The sequence below is a fragment of the Sphingomonas adhaesiva genome (genome assembly GCF_036946305.1).
Taxonomy (GTDB): domain Bacteria; phylum Pseudomonadota; class Alphaproteobacteria; order Sphingomonadales; family Sphingomonadaceae; genus Sphingomonas; species Sphingomonas adhaesiva_B.
The window spans coordinates 162,194-178,001 of the sequence record NZ_JAQIJJ010000002.1 but is presented as its reverse complement, the minus strand read 5'-3'; the positions used below and the strand labels follow the sequence as shown (position 1 = coordinate 178,001).

The 15,808-nt window shown below is 71.5% G+C and carries 15 protein-coding genes and 1 riboswitch; of the genes, 10 read left to right on the top strand and 5 right to left on the bottom strand.

Annotated features, from left to right (window positions below):
- The first annotated feature begins 67 nt into the window (after window positions 1–67).
- The 5 genes from PGN14_RS00920 (at window position 68) to PGN14_RS00900 (ending at window position 3,943) form a co-directional block, all read left to right on the top strand.
- Window positions 68–1,420, top strand: coding sequence for a S41 family peptidase (locus tag PGN14_RS00920; RefSeq protein ID WP_335297526.1), 1,353 nt, complete (start codon window positions 68–70; stop codon window positions 1,418–1,420).
- 235 nt (window positions 1,421–1,655) lie between these two features.
- Window positions 1,656–2,135 carry a disulfide bond formation protein B gene (locus tag PGN14_RS00915; protein ID WP_335297525.1) on the top strand — a complete coding sequence of 160 codons (480 nt, stop codon included), beginning with the start codon at window positions 1,656–1,658 and terminating at the stop codon, window positions 2,133–2,135.
- Window positions 2,135–2,668: a demethoxyubiquinone hydroxylase family protein gene (locus PGN14_RS00910; RefSeq protein ID WP_335297524.1), complete on the top strand. Its 534-nt coding sequence runs from the start codon at window positions 2,135–2,137 to the stop codon at window positions 2,666–2,668. The genes PGN14_RS00915 and PGN14_RS00910 overlap by 1 nt, the downstream gene beginning before the upstream one ends.
- Window positions 2,669–2,672: 4 nt before the next feature.
- Window positions 2,673–3,128 carry a hypothetical protein gene (locus PGN14_RS00905; RefSeq protein WP_335297523.1) on the top strand — a complete coding sequence of 152 codons (456 nt, stop codon included), beginning with the start codon at window positions 2,673–2,675 and terminating at the stop codon, window positions 3,126–3,128.
- A gap of 27 nt (window positions 3,129–3,155) precedes the next feature.
- Window positions 3,156–3,234: riboswitch (ZMP/ZTP riboswitch) on the top strand.
- A gap of 19 nt (window positions 3,235–3,253) precedes the next feature.
- Window positions 3,254–3,943, top strand: coding sequence for a DJ-1/PfpI family protein (locus tag PGN14_RS00900; RefSeq protein ID WP_335297522.1), 690 nt, complete (start codon window positions 3,254–3,256; stop codon window positions 3,941–3,943).
- A gap of 19 nt (window positions 3,944–3,962) precedes the next feature.
- Here PGN14_RS00900 and PGN14_RS00895 read toward each other — a convergent pair whose 3' ends face one another.
- Window positions 3,963–4,595 carry a DedA family protein gene (locus PGN14_RS00895; protein WP_335297521.1) on the bottom strand — a complete coding sequence of 211 codons (633 nt, stop codon included), beginning with the start codon at window positions 4,593–4,595 and terminating at the stop codon, window positions 3,963–3,965.
- A gap of 80 nt (window positions 4,596–4,675) precedes the next feature.
- Here PGN14_RS00895 and PGN14_RS16815 point away from each other — a divergent pair, with 80 nt between their 5' ends.
- Entirely contained in the window at window positions 4,676–5,578 is a 903-nt protein-coding gene (locus tag PGN14_RS16815) for an aldo/keto reductase (protein WP_443019426.1), read from the top strand.
- Window positions 5,579–5,594: 16 nt separating this feature from the next.
- Here PGN14_RS16815 and nudC read toward each other — a convergent pair whose 3' ends face one another.
- Genes nudC through mutY form a run of 3 tightly spaced genes read right to left on the bottom strand, consistent with a single transcriptional unit; the run spans window position 5,595 to window position 8,850 of the window.
- Window positions 5,595–6,464 carry an NAD(+) diphosphatase gene (nudC, locus tag PGN14_RS00880; RefSeq protein WP_335298018.1) on the bottom strand — a complete coding sequence of 290 codons (870 nt, stop codon included), beginning with the start codon at window positions 6,462–6,464 and terminating at the stop codon, window positions 5,595–5,597.
- Between the two features lie 11 nt (window positions 6,465–6,475).
- Window positions 6,476–7,816: a serine hydrolase domain-containing protein gene (locus PGN14_RS00875; RefSeq protein WP_335297520.1), complete on the bottom strand. Its 1,341-nt coding sequence runs from the start codon at window positions 7,814–7,816 to the stop codon at window positions 6,476–6,478.
- Window positions 7,813–8,850: an A/G-specific adenine glycosylase gene (mutY, locus tag PGN14_RS00870; RefSeq protein WP_335297519.1), complete on the bottom strand. Its 1,038-nt coding sequence runs from the start codon at window positions 8,848–8,850 to the stop codon at window positions 7,813–7,815. Before mutY ends, PGN14_RS00875 begins: the two co-directional genes overlap by 4 nt.
- Before the next feature lie 26 nt (window positions 8,851–8,876).
- On the opposite strand from mutY, the gene PGN14_RS00865 reads away from it, so the two are divergent.
- From PGN14_RS00865 to PGN14_RS00850, 4 genes are read left to right on the top strand one after another with little or no spacing between them, the layout of a single operon-like run.
- Complete coding sequence (locus tag PGN14_RS00865; RefSeq protein ID WP_335297518.1) at window positions 8,877–9,407, top strand: DUF721 domain-containing protein; 531 nt, start codon at window positions 8,877–8,879, stop codon at window positions 9,405–9,407.
- The gene (locus PGN14_RS00860) at window positions 9,407–10,090 is read left to right on the top strand and encodes a DsbA family protein (protein ID WP_335297517.1); all 684 of its coding nucleotides are present in this window, start codon (window positions 9,407–9,409) and stop codon (window positions 10,088–10,090) included. Before PGN14_RS00865 ends, PGN14_RS00860 begins: the two co-directional genes overlap by 1 nt.
- Window positions 10,091–10,099: 9 nt before the next feature.
- Window positions 10,100–10,837, top strand: coding sequence for a thioredoxin domain-containing protein (locus PGN14_RS00855; RefSeq protein WP_335297516.1), 738 nt, complete (start codon window positions 10,100–10,102; stop codon window positions 10,835–10,837).
- 22 nt (window positions 10,838–10,859) lie between these two features.
- The gene (locus PGN14_RS00850) at window positions 10,860–14,252 is read left to right on the top strand and encodes a chromosome segregation SMC family protein (RefSeq protein ID WP_335297515.1); all 3,393 of its coding nucleotides are present in this window, start codon (window positions 10,860–10,862) and stop codon (window positions 14,250–14,252) included.
- Between the two features lie 272 nt (window positions 14,253–14,524).
- On the opposite strand, the gene PGN14_RS00845 is transcribed toward PGN14_RS00850, so the two are convergent.
- Window positions 14,525–15,766, bottom strand: a complete 1,242-nt coding sequence (locus tag PGN14_RS00845; protein WP_335297514.1) for a hypothetical protein — start codon at window positions 15,764–15,766, stop codon at window positions 14,525–14,527.
- Between the last annotated feature and the right edge of the window lie 42 nt (window positions 15,767–15,808).

The window sequence follows — 15,808 nt, the reverse complement described above, 5'->3', positions numbered from 1 at the left end:
TGACCATGCCTGCCTTTCCGCTACACCCGCGTTCCGCCTCCTTTCGTCGCAGGATCGATCCGTTCGTATGAAGTCCCGACTGCTTCAGGCCGCCGCCCTGGTCACCGGAATCGCGATGGTCCCCGTCGCCACCGGGGCGATGGCCGCCGCCGACACCGTCAGTTACCGCGAGCTGGACAAGTTCCTCGACGTCTATAACCGCGTGAAGGCGGAATATGTCGACAAGGTCACCGACCAGCAACTGATGAAGGGCGCGATCGACGGCATGCTCGCCGCGCTCGATCCGCATTCCAGCTATGTCGACGGGTCCGATTTCGACAACCTGCGCATCCAGACGCAGGGCAGCTACGGCGGGCTGGGGCTGACCGTGTCGATGGAGGATGGCGCGGTGAAGGTGGTCGCACCGCAGGAGGATACGCCCGCGGGCCGCGCGGGCATCAAGTCCGGCGACTATATCACGCATATCGACGGCAAGCTGATCTACGGCGGCACGCTGGACGAGGCGACCGCGCAGATGCGGGGCAAGCCGGGCAGCAAGGTGACGCTGACGCTGGTGCGCCCGGGCCGCGACAAGCCGATCATGGTCACGCTGGTGCGCGAGGTGATCGTCCAGCGCCCGGTGAAATGGGAGGTGAAGGGCGACGTCGGCTATATCAACATCAACACCTTCTCCGAACAGACCGGTGCCGACACCCGCGCCGCGATCATGGCGATCGACAAGGCCCTGGGGCACCGCCCGCTGGGCTATGTCGTCGACCTGCGCGAGAATGGCGGCGGGTTGCTGGATCAGGCGATCGCGGTGGCGGACTCGTTCCTGGAGCGCGGCGAGATCGTGTCGCAGCGCGAGCGCGAGGCGGCCAATACGCAGCGTTATTATGCCAAGCCCGGCGACGATGCGCACGGCCTGCCGGTGATCGTGCTGACCGATGCGGGCACCGCATCCGCCAGCGAGATCGTCGCGGGCGCGTTGCAGGACCATCACCGCGCGCTGGTGATGGGCGAGCGGACGTTCGGCAAGGGATCGGTGCAGACCTTGCTGCCGCTGGGGCCGCGCACCGCGCTGCGGCTGACCACCGCGCGCTATTTCACGCCATCGGGGCGCAGCGTGCAGGAGGGCGGGATCGAGCCCGATATCCGCGTGCCGCAGCTCTCCGACCCCGATTACAAGAACCGCCCGGTATTCCGCGAGAGCGACCTGCGCCGCCATTTGATCAACGAGATCAAGGCGCCCGACAATGCGGTGCTGGAAGAGGATGTGAAGGACGACCCGCGCTTCACCGCCACGCCGGAGACGCTGAAGAAGCAGGGCGTCGAGGATTTCCAGCTGTGGTATGCGCTCAAGACGATCGCGCGGCTGGGCGGCGCGCAGCAGGTCGCCGCGGTGACGCAGGCAATGGCCAAGCCGGAGGGGAAGAAGTGACGTCTTCCTACTCCGTCACCCCGGCCTTGAGCCGGGGTCCCGCTTCTTCCTTCCTCCCGCCGTTGCGAGGCAGCGGGACCCCGGGTCAAGCCCGGGGTGACGTGTTCGCGACGCCGCCCTCCACCACCCCGTCACCCCGGATTTGTTCCGGGGTCCAGGGTTCCGCGCGTCGAACCGCAGTGAGTCGCGCAGAACCCTGGATGCCGGGACAAGCCCGGCATGACGGGGGAAGGGCATGACCCGCCACCTCCGCACCGCGCGGCTGCTCGCGCTGCTCATCCCCGGCGCGCTGCTCGCCGGCGCCTGGGCGTTCCAGCTGATCGGCCACCTCTATCCGTGCGAGATGTGCCACTGGCAGCGCTGGCCGCATTACGGCGCGCTGGCGTTCGCCGCGCTCGCCTTCGTCATCGGCGGGCCGCGCGGCAAGGCGACGCTGGTGGCGGGCGCGGCGGCATTGGTCGCGGTGTCCGGGCTGATCGGCGTCTTCCACGCCGGGGTCGAGTACCATTGGTGGCAGGGCATCACCGCCTGCACCCAGACCGTCTCCACCGCCGGACTGTCGCCCGATCAGGCGCTGAAGGACCTGCTCGCCGCGCCGATCGTTCGGTGCGATGCGGCGCAGTGGACGCTTCTGGGCGTGTCGCTGGCGGGATGGAATGCGGTCGTCTCGCTGATCGGTGCCGCGCTGATCGCGATCCAGCTGAGGAGGCGGTGATGGGGTGGAAGCCGGGCGATCGCCCCCGTGCCACCGATACGATGATCCGGGTCGACCAGGCCGGCGAATATGGCGCGACGCGCATCTACGCCGGGCAGCTGGCGATCATGGGGCAGCGCTCGCCGATGGCGCGCAAGATCTCCGCGATGGCGTTGCAGGAGGAGCGGCACCGCGCCTTCTTCGACCGGATGATCGCGGAGCGCGGCGTGCGCCCGACGATCCTCCAGCCCTTCTGGGACGTCGCCGGCTTCGCGCTGGGGGCCGTCACCGCGGCGATCGGGCCGGAGGCGGCGATGGCGTGCACCGCCGCGGTCGAGACCGAGATCGACCAACATTACGAGGACCAGCTGCGCGAGCTGGGCGACAGCGACCCCGAGCTGTCGCATGCCATCGCGGAGTTCCAGGCGGAGGAGCTGGAACATCGCGAGACCGCGCTGGCCAGCGGCGCGGAGGATGCGCCCGCCTATCCGCTGCTGTCCGCCGCGATCCGGCTGGGATGCCGCATCGCCATCGCCACCGCCAAGAGGATCTGACCCGATGCGTGCTGTCGCCCTTCCGCTGATGTTGGCCGCGTTCCTGCCCGCGGCAGCGCTGGCGCAGGCCGGGCCGCCCTCGCCCGGGACGGTGCGTGCGCCGAAGACGAGCGGCGTGGCGGGCGGCACCTCGCGCAGCGCGCCGGTCAATGGCGTGCTGGTGCTCTATGGCAACGAACGCTGCCCCACCAACGCCAATGGCGAGGAGATCGTGGTCTGCTCGCGCCGCCCCGCCGAGGAACAGTTCCGCATCCCCAAGGAATTGCGCACCTTCGAGGTGACGCCCGAGAACCAGGCCTGGGCGGCCAAGGCGCAGGCGAATCAGGACGTCGGCGCGGTCGGCGTCGGCACCTGCTCGACGGTGGGGGCGAACAGTGCCAGCGGCTGCGTGGTGCAGAATGCGACGCGGTGGAAGCGCGAGCAGCGCGCCGCGGCGAAGACCGCCAACGATGTCCCGTGACATGTCGAACGCGGGTCGATATCGTTCACCCGGTCGCGTGACTGGCGCATTCGTGGAGCACCGCGGGGGAGCGCGACACTGATCGCCGCGCGCCTGGGCATTCTTCCCGTCGAGGAGCCTGTGGCATGACCGACCCGCTGCATATCGCCTTCCTGCTGTTTCCCGAGGTGACCCAGCTGGACCTGACCGGTCCGGCGCAGGTGCTGTCGCGGCTGGGCCATGCCCGGCTCGACCTGGTCGCCGCGACGCTGGAGCCGGTGCCGACCGACGCCGGCTTTTCGATCCTGCCGACCGCGACCTTCGCGGAGGTGCCGGCGGCCGACATCCTCTGCATTCCCGGCGGGTTCGGGACGCATCGCGCGATCGCCGACGACGCGACGATGGACTGGGTCCGCCGGGTCGGCGCGGAGGCGACATGGGTGACGAGCGTGTGCACCGGATCGCTGGTGCTGGGCGCGGCGGGGCTGCTCCATGGCTATCGCGCCGGGTGCCATTGGGCGCAGCGCCACATGCTGCCGCTGTTCGGTGCAGAGCCGGTGGCGGAGCGCGTCGTGGTGGATCGCAACCGCGTCACCGGCGGCGGGGTGACCGCGGGGATCGACTTCGCGCTGACGCTGACGGCGCTGATCCGCGGCGAGGCGCATGCGCGCGCGGTGCAGCTGTCGCTGGAATATGATCCCATGCCGCCGTTCGATGCCGGCTCGCCCGAGCGCGCGGGGGTGGCGGCGGTCGAGGCCTATGAGAAGCGCGTCGCGCAGCTGGCGCCGGGGCGCGACGACCAGCTGCGCGCGCTGGCGGCGAAACGGGGGTTCTGACGTGGTGGGTGGGGCGAGGTTAGCCCGCCTTCTTCATCCCCTTCACCCGGTGCCAGATGTAGAAGGCCACCGCCGCGACCAGCACCACGCCGATCGCCGCATCGGCGCGGTGGAAGAAGGCCTTCAGCCGCGGATCGCTGTTCCATTTGTCGCCCAGCGTCGCCCCGATCCACGCCAGCAGCAGGCAGAACGGCCAGCTGCCGACGAAGGTATAGACGTGGAACGGGATCAGCTTCATCCGCGCCACCCCCGCGGGGAAGGCGATGAAGGTGCGGATCACCGGCAGCATCCGCCCGATCAGGATCGCCCACGCGCCCCAGCGGTTGAAGAAGCGGTCGGCCAGGTCCAGCTCGCCCGGGCCGATCAGCACGTAACGGCCGAACTTCTCCGCCATCGGCCGTCCGCCGCGGCGCCCGATCTCATAGGCGACGACCGAGCCGATGTTGCACCCCAGCGCGCCCGCGGTCGCGGCGAGGAACAGGTTCATCTCGCCGGTCGACACCAGATAGCCCGCGAAGGGCATGATGATTTCGGACGGCAGCGGGATGCACGCGCTCTCGATCGCCATCAGCAACGCGACGCCCCAATAGCCGCCGGCGCGGATCACGGAGACGGCGAACAGCGCCAGCGCGGCAAGGATCTTCTCGACCATGGACGCGCCCCTGCGACAGGTGGCGGCGAAAGGGAAGCGCGAATAGGGGAACCGCGCGCGCCAGCAACGGTTCGACGCGGATGACCGACCTGACCCTCAACGATGGCCGCGCCATGCCCCAGCTGGGGCTGGGCACCTATCAAATCCCCGATTCGCAGGTGGCACCGGTGGTGCGCGCCGGGATCGACCTGGGCTTTCGCCTGATCGACACCGCGGCGCTGTATCATAACGAGCGCGGCGTCGGCGACGGGCTGGGGCATGACGACGTCTGGATCACGACCAAGCTGTGGCACGACCAGCATGGCGACGCGGCGGGCGCGCTCGACGCCAGCCTGGCGCTGCTGGGGCGCGAGGCGGTGGACCTGTACCTGATCCACTGGCCCCATCCTGCGGGCGGCAAGTTCGTCGAGGCGTGGAAGGGACTGGTGGCGTTGCGCGACGCGGGCAAGGCGCGCTCGATCGGCGTGTCCAATTTCCTGCCCGAGCATCTCGACGCGATCATCGACGCCACCGGGATGACACCCGCGGTCAACCAGATCGAGCTGCACCCGACGTTCCAGCAGCGCGAGGTGCAGGCCTATAACACGGCGCACGGCATCGTGACGCAGAGCTGGAGCCCGCTGGGGCAGGGGGCGACGCTGAAGGACGCGCGCATCGTGGAGATCGCGGAGCGGGTGGGCGCGACCCCCGGCGCAGGTCATCATCGCCTGGCATCTGGCGAAGGGGCTGTCGGTGATCCCCAAGGCGGCGGACCCCGACCATCTGGAGAGCAACTGGCGTGCGCGCGACGTGCGGCTGGGCGAGGCGGACGTGGCCGCGATCGACGCGATGGACGACGCGGGCGGCCGGCTGGGGCCGGACCCGCGGGAGTTGTGACCTCTACATCACCCCCAAGCGTCACCCCAGCGAAAGCTGGGGTCTCTCGGTGGCGAGCGCTACGCTACTACAACGGAGAGACCCCAGCTTTCGCTGGGGTGACGTGAGATGACGGGGTAGCGACTATCCCTCCGCCCACGCCGCCAGCAGCGTATGCGCGATCGCGTAGGGCGGCGGCGCCAGGAACGGCGCGTCCTCGCCCGCCAGCGCGGCGCGCACCTCGTCGCGGGTGACCCAGATCGCATCCTCCAGCTCGTTGATGTCGAGCGTCAGCGCGTCGTGGGCCGCGGTCGCGACGCACGCGATCATCAGCTGCGACGGGAAGGGCCACGGCTGGCTGGCGATATAGCGGACGTCGCTCACCGCGATCCCCGCCTCCTCCGAAATCTCGCGCGCGACCGCTTCCTCGATCGATTCGCCCGGCTCCAGGAAACCCGCCAGCGCCGAATAGCGCCCGCGCGGCCATGACGGCTGGCGCCCCAGCAGCGCGCGCCCGTCATGTTCGGCGATCATGATGACGACCGGGTCGACGCGCGGAAAATGCTCCGCGCCGCACGCGTCGCAGCGGCGGCCCCAGCCGGCGCGGAAGATCGCGGTCGCCCCGCCGCAGCGCGCGCAGAACGGGTGGCGCGCGTGCCAGTCGATCAGCGAGCGTGCCGCGGCGAAGGTCGCCGCCTCGCCCGGCTGGAGCTGGTCGAGCACCGCGAACAAATTGGGCGAGCGGAACGGCGGCGGCGCGGCCTGCCCCGGCATCACCGCGGCGAAGCGCGGGCGGCCGTTGTCGAGGCCCAGCAACACGAACTCCGCCTCGTCCGGCGCCTCGGTCAGCATCGTCCAGCCGAGCCGGCCGTCGTCGGTCACCTCCGGCTCGAAATCGTGGAGCTTGAGCAGCCGCGCCTGCCAATTGCCCATCGCGCTGGCAAAGGCATCGGCATCGTGGCGCAGATGGTCGGCGCGGTCGAGCAGCCCGCCGGTGAAGCCCGGCGCAGGAATGACTGTGGCGATCACTTGAGCGCCCCGGCCGCGCCGTTCATCCGCATCGCGTCCGTCATCAGCGCGCGCGGCAGCTCGGCGCGCAGCGGCAGCGAGCCGGGCGGGAAGATGTTGACCATCACCACCCCGCGCATGCGCCGCGTCGGATTGGCCCAGGCCACGGTGTTGGCCGCGCCGTCCCAGCCCCAGGTGCCCGCCATCACGCCGGGCTTGTCGGCGAGGATGACATAGCCGCCCGCGCCATAGCCGGCGTTGGTGTTGGCCCCCGGCGTCACCCCGGTGAAGGTCACGCCCGCGGGCAGCAGGTTGGAAGTGGCGAGCGCGATCGTCTCCGGCTTCAGCACGCGCACGCCGTCCAGGATGCCGCCGTCCTGCACCATATGGAGGAAGCGGTCGTAATCGCGCGCCGATGACACCAGCCCCGCGCCGCCATAGGGGAAGCTGGGCTTCTGGAGATAGGGCGAGGTCGCCGCCGGGTCGATCGGCAGGCTCTGCCCGTTGACCACCGCGTAATTGGTGGCGAACCGCGCCGTCTCCGCCGCCGGCACCTGCCAGAAGGTCGACGTCATCTTCAGCGGATCGAACAATCGCGTCTGGACGAAGCGGTCGAACGGCATCCCGCTCGCCTTCTCGATCACCGCGCCCATCACGTCGAGCCCGATCGAATAATGCCATGTCGTCCCCGGCTCCGCGATCAGCGGTACGGTGGCGACGCGGTTCGCGAACTCGGCCAGCGTCGTCGGGCGCACCGCGCGCGCCTGCGCCTCGGTCGGCGCGTTGAGCTGCGCCGGCAGGATGCCGAGCCGCTCATATTCCTTCAGCAGCGGCCCCTTGGCGTTGATGTTATAGCCCAGTCCCGCGGTATGCGTCAGCAGCTCGCGGATCGTGATCGGCTTCGTTGCCGGGCGCGAATCGAGCGAGGTGTCGGGGCTGGTCAGCACGCGCATGTGCGCGAAGGCGGGGAAGTATTTCGACAGCGGGTCGTCGAGCCCGATCTTCCCCTCTTCGATCAGGATCATCGCCGCCATCGCGGTGACCGGCTTGGTCATCGAATAGACGCGCCACAGGCTGTCCGGGCCGGCGGCGGGGGCGGATGCGTCATAGGCGATCCGGCCCGAGGCGACGAACGCGGTCGGCCAGTCGCCCACCCCGAACGCGCCGACGATACCCGGCACGCGCTTCTGCGCGACATAGCCGTCGAACAGCGCCTGGGTGGCGGGCAGCATCGATCCGGTGCTGGCGGCGGGTGCGGGGGGCGTCGGGGCCGCTACAGGGGCCTGCTGCTGCGCCAGCGCGCTGCCGCCCGCGGCCAGCAGCATCGCGCCGGCCAGCATCCATCTCGTGCCTCTCATCCCGCTCTCCTCACTGCATCCGCCGCCTTGGCGAACAAGGTGGGCAATCCCGCCTCGTCCAGCCGTGCGATCGGCCACCATTCGCCCATATTTACCGCGTGATGCGTCCGCGCGACGGCGAGTGCAAGATCGAGCGTGAAATGCGTGAAGCCGTGGCTGACCTGCTCGTCGAGCAGGCGCCAGTCGGCCGCTGTCGGCGCGTCCGCCAGCCCCGGCGGCGCATCGCTCCACGCGCCGGTCGGCAGCGCGCGCATCCCGCCCAGCAGCCCCTTGTCGGGGCGGCGCACCAGCAGCACCGCGCCGTCGCGTTCCAGCCAGAAGATCGTGCCGTGGCGATGCGGCCGCGCCGCCTTGGGCTTCTTGACCGGAAACGCTTCGGGCGTATCGGCGGCGAGCGCGTCGCAATCCCCGGCGATCGGGCATAACAGGCAGCGGGGCTTGCGCGGCGTGCAGATCGCCGAGCCGAGATCCATCATCGCCTGCGCGAAGTCGCCCGCGCGCGCGTCGGGCGTGATCGTGTCCGCGGCGGCGCGGATCGCGCGCCTGCCCGCGGGCAGGGGGTCGCGAATCGCGAACAGCCGTGCCACCACGCGCTCGACATTGGCGTCGACCACCACCGCGCGCCGTCCGAACGCGATCGCGGCGACCGCGGCGGCGGTATAGTCGCCGAACCCCGGCAGCGCACGCAGCGCCGCCTCCGTGTCGGGCAGGTGCCCGGCGTGATCGCGCGCGATCGTGCGCGCGGCGGCGAGCAGGTTGCGCGCGCGGGCATAATAGCCCAGCCCCGCCCAGGCGCCCATCACGTCCTCGTCCGGTGCCGCGGCGAGGTCGGCGAAGGTCGGCCAGCGTTCGACCCAGGCGGCGAAGCGCGGGCGCACGGTGGCGACGGTGGTCTGCTGTAGCATCACCTCCGACAGCCAGACGCGATAGGGATCGGGCGCCGCACCCGCGGCGGCGCGCCACGGCAGGTCGCGGCGATGACGATCGTACCAGTCGAGCAGCTTCGGTGCGATGTCGCGGCGCTTGGCGTCCATGCCCCGGCTATGGCATGGGGCGGTAAATGAGCAAGCGCGACCGCGCCCCCACCGCAAAGCCCCCCAAGGCCGAACCCGAGCGCCAGAACCGCTCGCGCGCGGTCGCCGAGCTGTTGCCCGCGATCGGCGGCGCGGCGTTCCGTCGCTTCGGCTTCGTCCAGTCGGCGGTGGTCACGCGCTGGCCGGAGATCGTCGGCGAGCGGCTGGCCGCGGTCAGCACGCCCGAATCGATCCGTTTTCCGATGGGAAAGAAGCAGGACGGCACGCTGACGCTGGTGGTGCGCGGCGCGCACGCGCCGATGATGACGCATCTGACGCCGGAGATCATCGAGCGGGTGAACCGCTTCTTCGGCTATGCCGCGGTGGTGAAGGTCGCGATCCGCCAGGGCGAGGTGACCAAGCGCCCCGAACGTCGCGCGCCCCCGTCGCTGGCGCCGGCCCCGTCGGAGATGGGCGAGACGCTGAAGACGATCGCCGACCCTGAGTTGAAGGCGGTGCTGGAGGCGCTGGCCGCCGGTGTCGCCGCCCCGCCGCTCAATCTGCCGAAGGTCCGCTGATGCGCCGTTTCCTTATCTGCGCGGCGCTCGCCCTGCTCGCCGCGCCGCTGACCGCCGCTGCGCCCCGCCCATGGACCGCCGTGGTCACCCCGGTTGCGACCGGCAGCTATCTGACCGGTAACCCCAGGGCGCGGGTGAAGCTGGTCGAATATGTCAGCTACACCTGCCCGCATTGCGCGCATTACGCCGCCGAATCGCGCGCCACGGTGGCGGCGATGGTGCGCTCCGGCTCGACCAGCGTCGAGGTGCGCAACCAAGTCCATGACGGGCTGGACCTGATCGCCGCGACGCTGGCGCGCTGCGTCGGTCCGCGCGCCTTTCCTGCCTATCACGAGCGCGTCTTCGCCCAGCAGGCGGAGTGGATCGGGCGCGCGGGTGAATGGGGCGAGGGCAATCGCGACCGGATCGCCAGCTGGCCGCAGCTGGCGCAGATGAAGGCGATGGCGGACGGCGCCGGGCTGACCGCGATCGCGCGCGCCGCCGGTGCGCCTGCTGCCGCGATCGACGCCTGCTTCGCCAGCGACGCCGCGGTGAAGCGCGTGATCGCGGTGTCGGAGGCGACGGCCACCGGGCCGCAGGGTGCGGTGCAGGGCACGCCCGCCTTCGCGATCAACGGCCGGCTGGTGCAGAACGTCGGCTGGGCTCAGCTGCAACCGCAATTGCGCGCCGCCGGCGCGAAGTGATGGAGTGACATGATGAAGCGTATCGCGATCCTCTCGATGGTCCCCGCGGCGCTGCTGGCCGCGTGCGGTTCGGGCGGCGACGGCAATGTCACCGCGCCCGCCAATTCGGTCGCCGCGGTGACCGCACCGGCCGGGCAGGACTGGACCCAGACCGTCGCGCCAACGCCGGAGGGCGGTTACGTGATGGGCAATCCGAACGCGCCGCTGAAGCTGGTCGAATACGGCTCGCGGCTGTGCCCCACCTGCGGCGCGTTCGCGAACACCGGCATGCGCCCGCTGATCGACAATTACGTCAAGGCGGGCAAGGTGTCCTATGAGTTCCGCGAGTTCCTGGTGCATGGCGCGCCCGATTTCGCGCCCGCGCTGATTGGGCGCTGCGCCGGGCCGCAGCCGTTCTTCCCGATGCTGGAGCAGATGTTCGCCGCCCAGCCGGAGGTGCTGCCGAAGATGGAGGACGCGGGCCAGTTCCAGCAGCAGTTGCAGGGCCAGCCGCCGGCGAAGATCTTCACCGCCTGGGCGGAGAAGCTGGGCTTCATCGATTTCGCCAGGCAGCGCGGCCTGACCGAGGCGCAGGCGCGCGCCTGCCTGACCGATCAGAAGCAGATCGACGCGCTGGTGAAATATATGGACGCGGGCAGCAACGCCGGCGTCACCGGCACGCCAACCTTCTTCCTGAACGGCAACAAGCTGGACAATGCGGTGACGTGGCAGGCGGTCGAGGGCGCGCTGAAGAACGCGGGCGCCTGATCCCCACGGACAGGGGCGGGCGATGCGCATCAAGCGGCTGCGGCTGACGGGGTTCAAGAGCTTCGTCGACCCGGCCGATTTGCGCATCGAGCCGGGGCTGACCGGCGTCGTCGGCCCTAATGGCTGCGGTAAGTCCAATCTGCTGGAAGCGCTGCGCTGGACGATGGGCGAGAACAGCGCGAAGTCGATGCGCGGCGCCGGGATGGAGGACGTGATCTTCGCGGGCACCGCGACGCGCCCGCCGCGCGACTTCGCCGAGGTGGCGTTGCTGGCCGAGGTCGACGGACCGGACGGCGCGAGCGAGAGCGAGGTCGTCCGCCGGATCGAGCGTGGCGCGGGCAGCGCGTACCGGATCGACGGACGCGACGTGCGCGCAAAGGACGTGCAATTGCTGTTCGCCGATTCGGCCACCGGCGCGCATTCGCCGGCGCTGGTCAGCCAGAACCGCATCGGCGCGATCATCGCCGCCAAGCCGGGCGAGCGGCGCGCGATGCTGGAGGAGGCCGCCGGGATCGCCGGCCTCCACGTCCGGCGCAAGGATGCCGAGACGCGGCTGCGCGCGACCGAGGCCAATCTGGTGCGGCTCGACGAACTGATGGCGGACCAGGCGACGCGCGTCGCGGCGCTGCGGCGACAGGCGCGCGCGGCAGAACGCTATCGCCTGCTGTCCGAGCGGATCCGCGTCGCCGAGGCGCGGATGATCTACGCGCGCTCGCGCGATGCGGCGCAGGCGGCGGAGGCGGCCAAGGCGGAGGCCGCCGCCGCCGACCGCGCGGTGGCGGACGCCACCACCGCGGAGCAGGCGACGCTGGCGGCGCAGCGCGATGCCGCGGCGGCGCTGGCGACCGCGCGTGCCGCGGCGCTGGCGGCGCGCGACCGCGCGGGCGAGGCGGGGCACCAGCTGACCCGCGCGCGCGAGCAGCGCCACGGGCTCCAGCGCCGCCTGCTGGAGATGGAGACGACCGCGAAGCGCATCGCGGAGGATCGCGCGCGCGAGGATGCGCTGGCGCATGATGCCGCCGAGGCGCTGACGCGGCTGGTCGAGGAAGCGGCCGATCTCGACCGCCGCATCGCCGAGGCGAGCGAGGCGGTGCCCGCACTGGAACAGGCGCTGTCGGACGCGGAACGCGCCGCGCGCGATGTCGAGGTGACGCTGGCGCAGGCGCTGTCGGCGCAGGCGGCGGAAGCGGCGGAGCGGCGCGTGGCGGCCGCCGCGCTGGCGGCGGCACAGGCGCGCCACGACCGCGCGGTGCGGGACGGCGAGCAGGTGGCGCGCGCGCTCGCCGCGCTCGACGATCCCGCCGTGCTGGAGGCGGCACGCGACGCGGCGGCGGCGCAGCAGGTCGCGGCGCGCGACCGCGCGGCCAGGGCGCGCGCCGCGCTCGACTGGGCCGACACCAGCGAGGCGGAGGCGCGCGAGGATCGCGATCCTGCCGAGGCGGCGCGCGCCGCCGCGCTCGCCGCGCTGGCGGCGCTGGATGGCGAGGCGGCGGCGCTGACCCGCGCCACGCGCGAGGCGGGCGACCGGCTGGTCGACGCGATCAGCGCCGAGCCGGGGTTCGAGCGTGCGCTGGCGGCGGCGCTGGGCGACGATCTCGAATCCTCGCTGGCGGACTGGCGCGGCTCGGCGACGCGATCGACCGACCCGCCGCCCCCAGTCGGCACGCTGCCGCTCGCCGCGCGCGTCACCGCGCCCGGGGTGCTGGCGCGCCGGTTGGCACAAATCTTCTTGGTCGAGGCGGATTCAGGCCAGCCGCTCGCCCCCGGCCAGCGGCTGGTGACGCGCGAGGGGCGGCTGCGGCGCTGGGACGGCTATATCACCACCGGCGGCGGCGCGGCAGCGGCGGAGCGGATGGAGCGGCGCAACCGGCTGGCCGCGATCGAGCACGAACGCCCAGCGGCGGAGGCGGCGGTGGCGCAGGCGACGCAGCGGCGCGCCGCGGTGGACGAGCGGATCGCGCGCGCGCGCGCCGCGGCGCAGTCGGCGCGCACGCTGCTGGCGACCGCGGAGGACGAGACCCGCACCGCGCAGCGCGACGAGGATCGCGCGACCGCGCAGCTCGACCGGCTGGCGGGGCAGCGCGCCGACCTCGACGCGCGCGGGCAGCGTGCCGCGGCGGAAGTGGCGGAGGCCGAGCGCGAGCGCGATGCGGCGCGCGCCGCGCTGGCGGCGCTGCCCGACGGCAGCGGCGCCGCGGGCGATGTCGCGCGGCTCCAGGCGGAGGCGCAGGCGGCGCGCGCGCAGGTGGCGCTGGCGCGCGCCGACCGCACCTCGCACGACCGCACGCTGGCGACCGCGCGCGAGCGGCGCGCGGCGGGCGGCGCGGAGGCCAAGGGCTGGCGCGCGCGCGCGGGCGAGGCGGCGCGGCGTATCGGCGACATGGACAGGCGCGCGGCGGATTTGAGCGCGGATTTCGCCAAGCTGGTCGATCGCCCGGCACAGCTGACCGCGGAGATCGCCGCGCTGGAGGTGGCGCATCGCGAGACGAGCGCGGCGGCGGAGGCGGCGCAGGCGGCCGAGCGCGACGCGGACATGGCGGTGCGCGCCGCCGATGCCGCGCAGGCGCGCGCCAACGAGGCGCTGGCTGCCGCGCGCGAGGCACGCGCGGGCGCGGCGGCACGCGCCGAGAACCACGAACTGCGCCGCATCGAGATGGGGCGCGTCTCGGGCGAGCGATTCGAATGCCCCGCGCCGGTGCTGCCGGCCAAGGCGGGGTTCGACAGCACGACGGTGGCGACCCCGCAGGCCGAGTCGCAGGCGCACGAACGGCTGACGCTGGACCGCGAGCGGCTGGGGCCGGTCAATCTGGTCGCCGAACGCGAACTCGCCGAGCTGGAGGCGACCGGCAGCGCCACCGCGGCGGAGCGGGAGGAACTGGGGCAGGCGGTCAACCGGCTGCGCGGCTCGATCGGCACGCTCAACCGCGAGGGGCGGCAGCGGCTGCTGGCGGCGTTCGAGGCGGTCGACGGGCATTTCCGGCGGCTGTTCACGACCTTGTTCGACGGCGGGCAGGCGCATCTGGCGATGGTCGATTCGGACGATCCGCTGGAGGCGGGGCTCGAGATCATGGCGCAGCCGCCGGGCAAAAGGCTGCAATCGCTGACATTGCTGTCGGGGGGCGAGCAGGCGCTGACCGCGGTGGCGCTGATCTTCGGATTGTTCCTGACCAATCCGGCGCCGATCTGCGTGCTGGACGAGGTGGATGCGCCGCTGGACGATGCGAATATCGAGCGATTCTGCGACCTGCTGGATCGGATGACGCAGGAAACCGACACCCGCTACTTGATCGTAACGCACAATGCGGTGACGATGAGCCGGATGCACCGATTGTTCGGGGTGACGATGGTGGAAAAGGGGGTGAGCCGGCTGGTGTCGGTGGACCTCCAGGCGGCGGAATTGCTCGCGGCGGAGTGAAATCGGTTCACGCGGAGGCGCGGAGACGCGGAGGTGTTGCGCGCGTTGCGAGGTTCCGAGCCGCCATGGGCGGCTCATTTATAGGGTTCGCGCAGAGCACGCGGAGGACGCCGAGGGGTTGCGCAGTCCCTCTCTGCGCCTCCGCGCCTCCGCGTGAACCATTTTCTCTCGCGAAGCCGCGAAGACACGAAGAGGGCGCGCTTCGGGTGCGCCGAGCGCTACTCACTCAGCGTCCTCTGCGCGAACCATGGAAAGGCGCTCCGCGCCGGGCGCTACATCGTGGCGTCGTCGCGGCTTCGCGAGAACCCGACCCACTCCGGCGCCGGATCGCGTATCGCGGCATGGATCAGCCACAGCATCGCCACCCCGCGCACGATCGCGGCGGCGAGCAGGTCGGCGTTGGTGGCGGAGGGCGACGCGCCCTCCATCCCCGCGAACATCCAGAATTCCGCGAAATAGGCCGCCACGTCGCCCAGCAGGAACACGATCATCGGGCGCATGCGCGTGCCGGTGAGCACCAGCATCGGCCACAGCCACAGGTCGAATTGCGGCGACCACACCTTGTTGGTCAGCAGGAACCACGCCAGCACCGGGGTGAACAGCAGCCACGGATGTGCCGCATGCCGCCGCCACCCGACCGCGACGATCGTCGCCGCGCCGGCCGCGAACAGCAGGAACGACCACAGGTTGCGCGTCGGCAGGTCGGTCACCCACCAGCCGAACTGCGCCATCAATTCCCATACGCTTGCCGCGGTGCCGGGGCGTTCGCTGGAAAAGGCGTAGAATTCGCGCCAGTTCTCGAACGCGACGGCGGCGACCGGCAGGTTCACCGCGCCCCACGCGACAACCGCGACCACCACCAGCGTCGCCGCGCCGGTGATCCGCCGCCGCGCGCCCTGCCCGGGGGCAAACAGCGCGCCCAGCCCCAGCAGCGGCAGCATCAGCACGGGGAACAGCTTCGCGGCGCCTCCCAGCGCCGCCAGCGCGGTGGCGCGCACGCCGTCCCCGCGCCGCGCCGCCAGCATCGCCGCGACCGCGAACGTTGCCGCCAGCAGGTCCCAATTATGCCCCAGATACAGCACCAGCGGCGGCGCCAGCGCCCAGCCATATTGCCGCGCCAGCGACACGCCCGCGTTGCGGATCATCTCCAGGATCGTGAAGGCGAGGATCGCATTGCCCAGCACGACGACGTTCAGGAAATCCGCCGCATCGGCGCGCGCGCCGGTGATGAGGCGCGTCGCCAGCGCCTCGACCCAGATCAGCGCGCCGGTCAGCACCGGATATTCCATCCGCGCCTGAAAATACGGCACCTTGCCGTCCGCCAGCCCGCGCAACCCCCAGAAGGGCACCGCATCGCTGTAGCAGCCGGTGGTATATTGCTCCGCCCCGGTCCATCCCGCGCCGCAATGCGCCTTGAACCCCCAGCCGATCAGGCAGGTGAGCGCCAGCGCCAGATACGGCCCGTTGGGACCGATGCGATCGATGAGGCGGGGAAGGCGCGCGCGCGGGGGCATGGACTTGATCCATGGCAGTACGGTTCGCCCTCGACAAGCCGG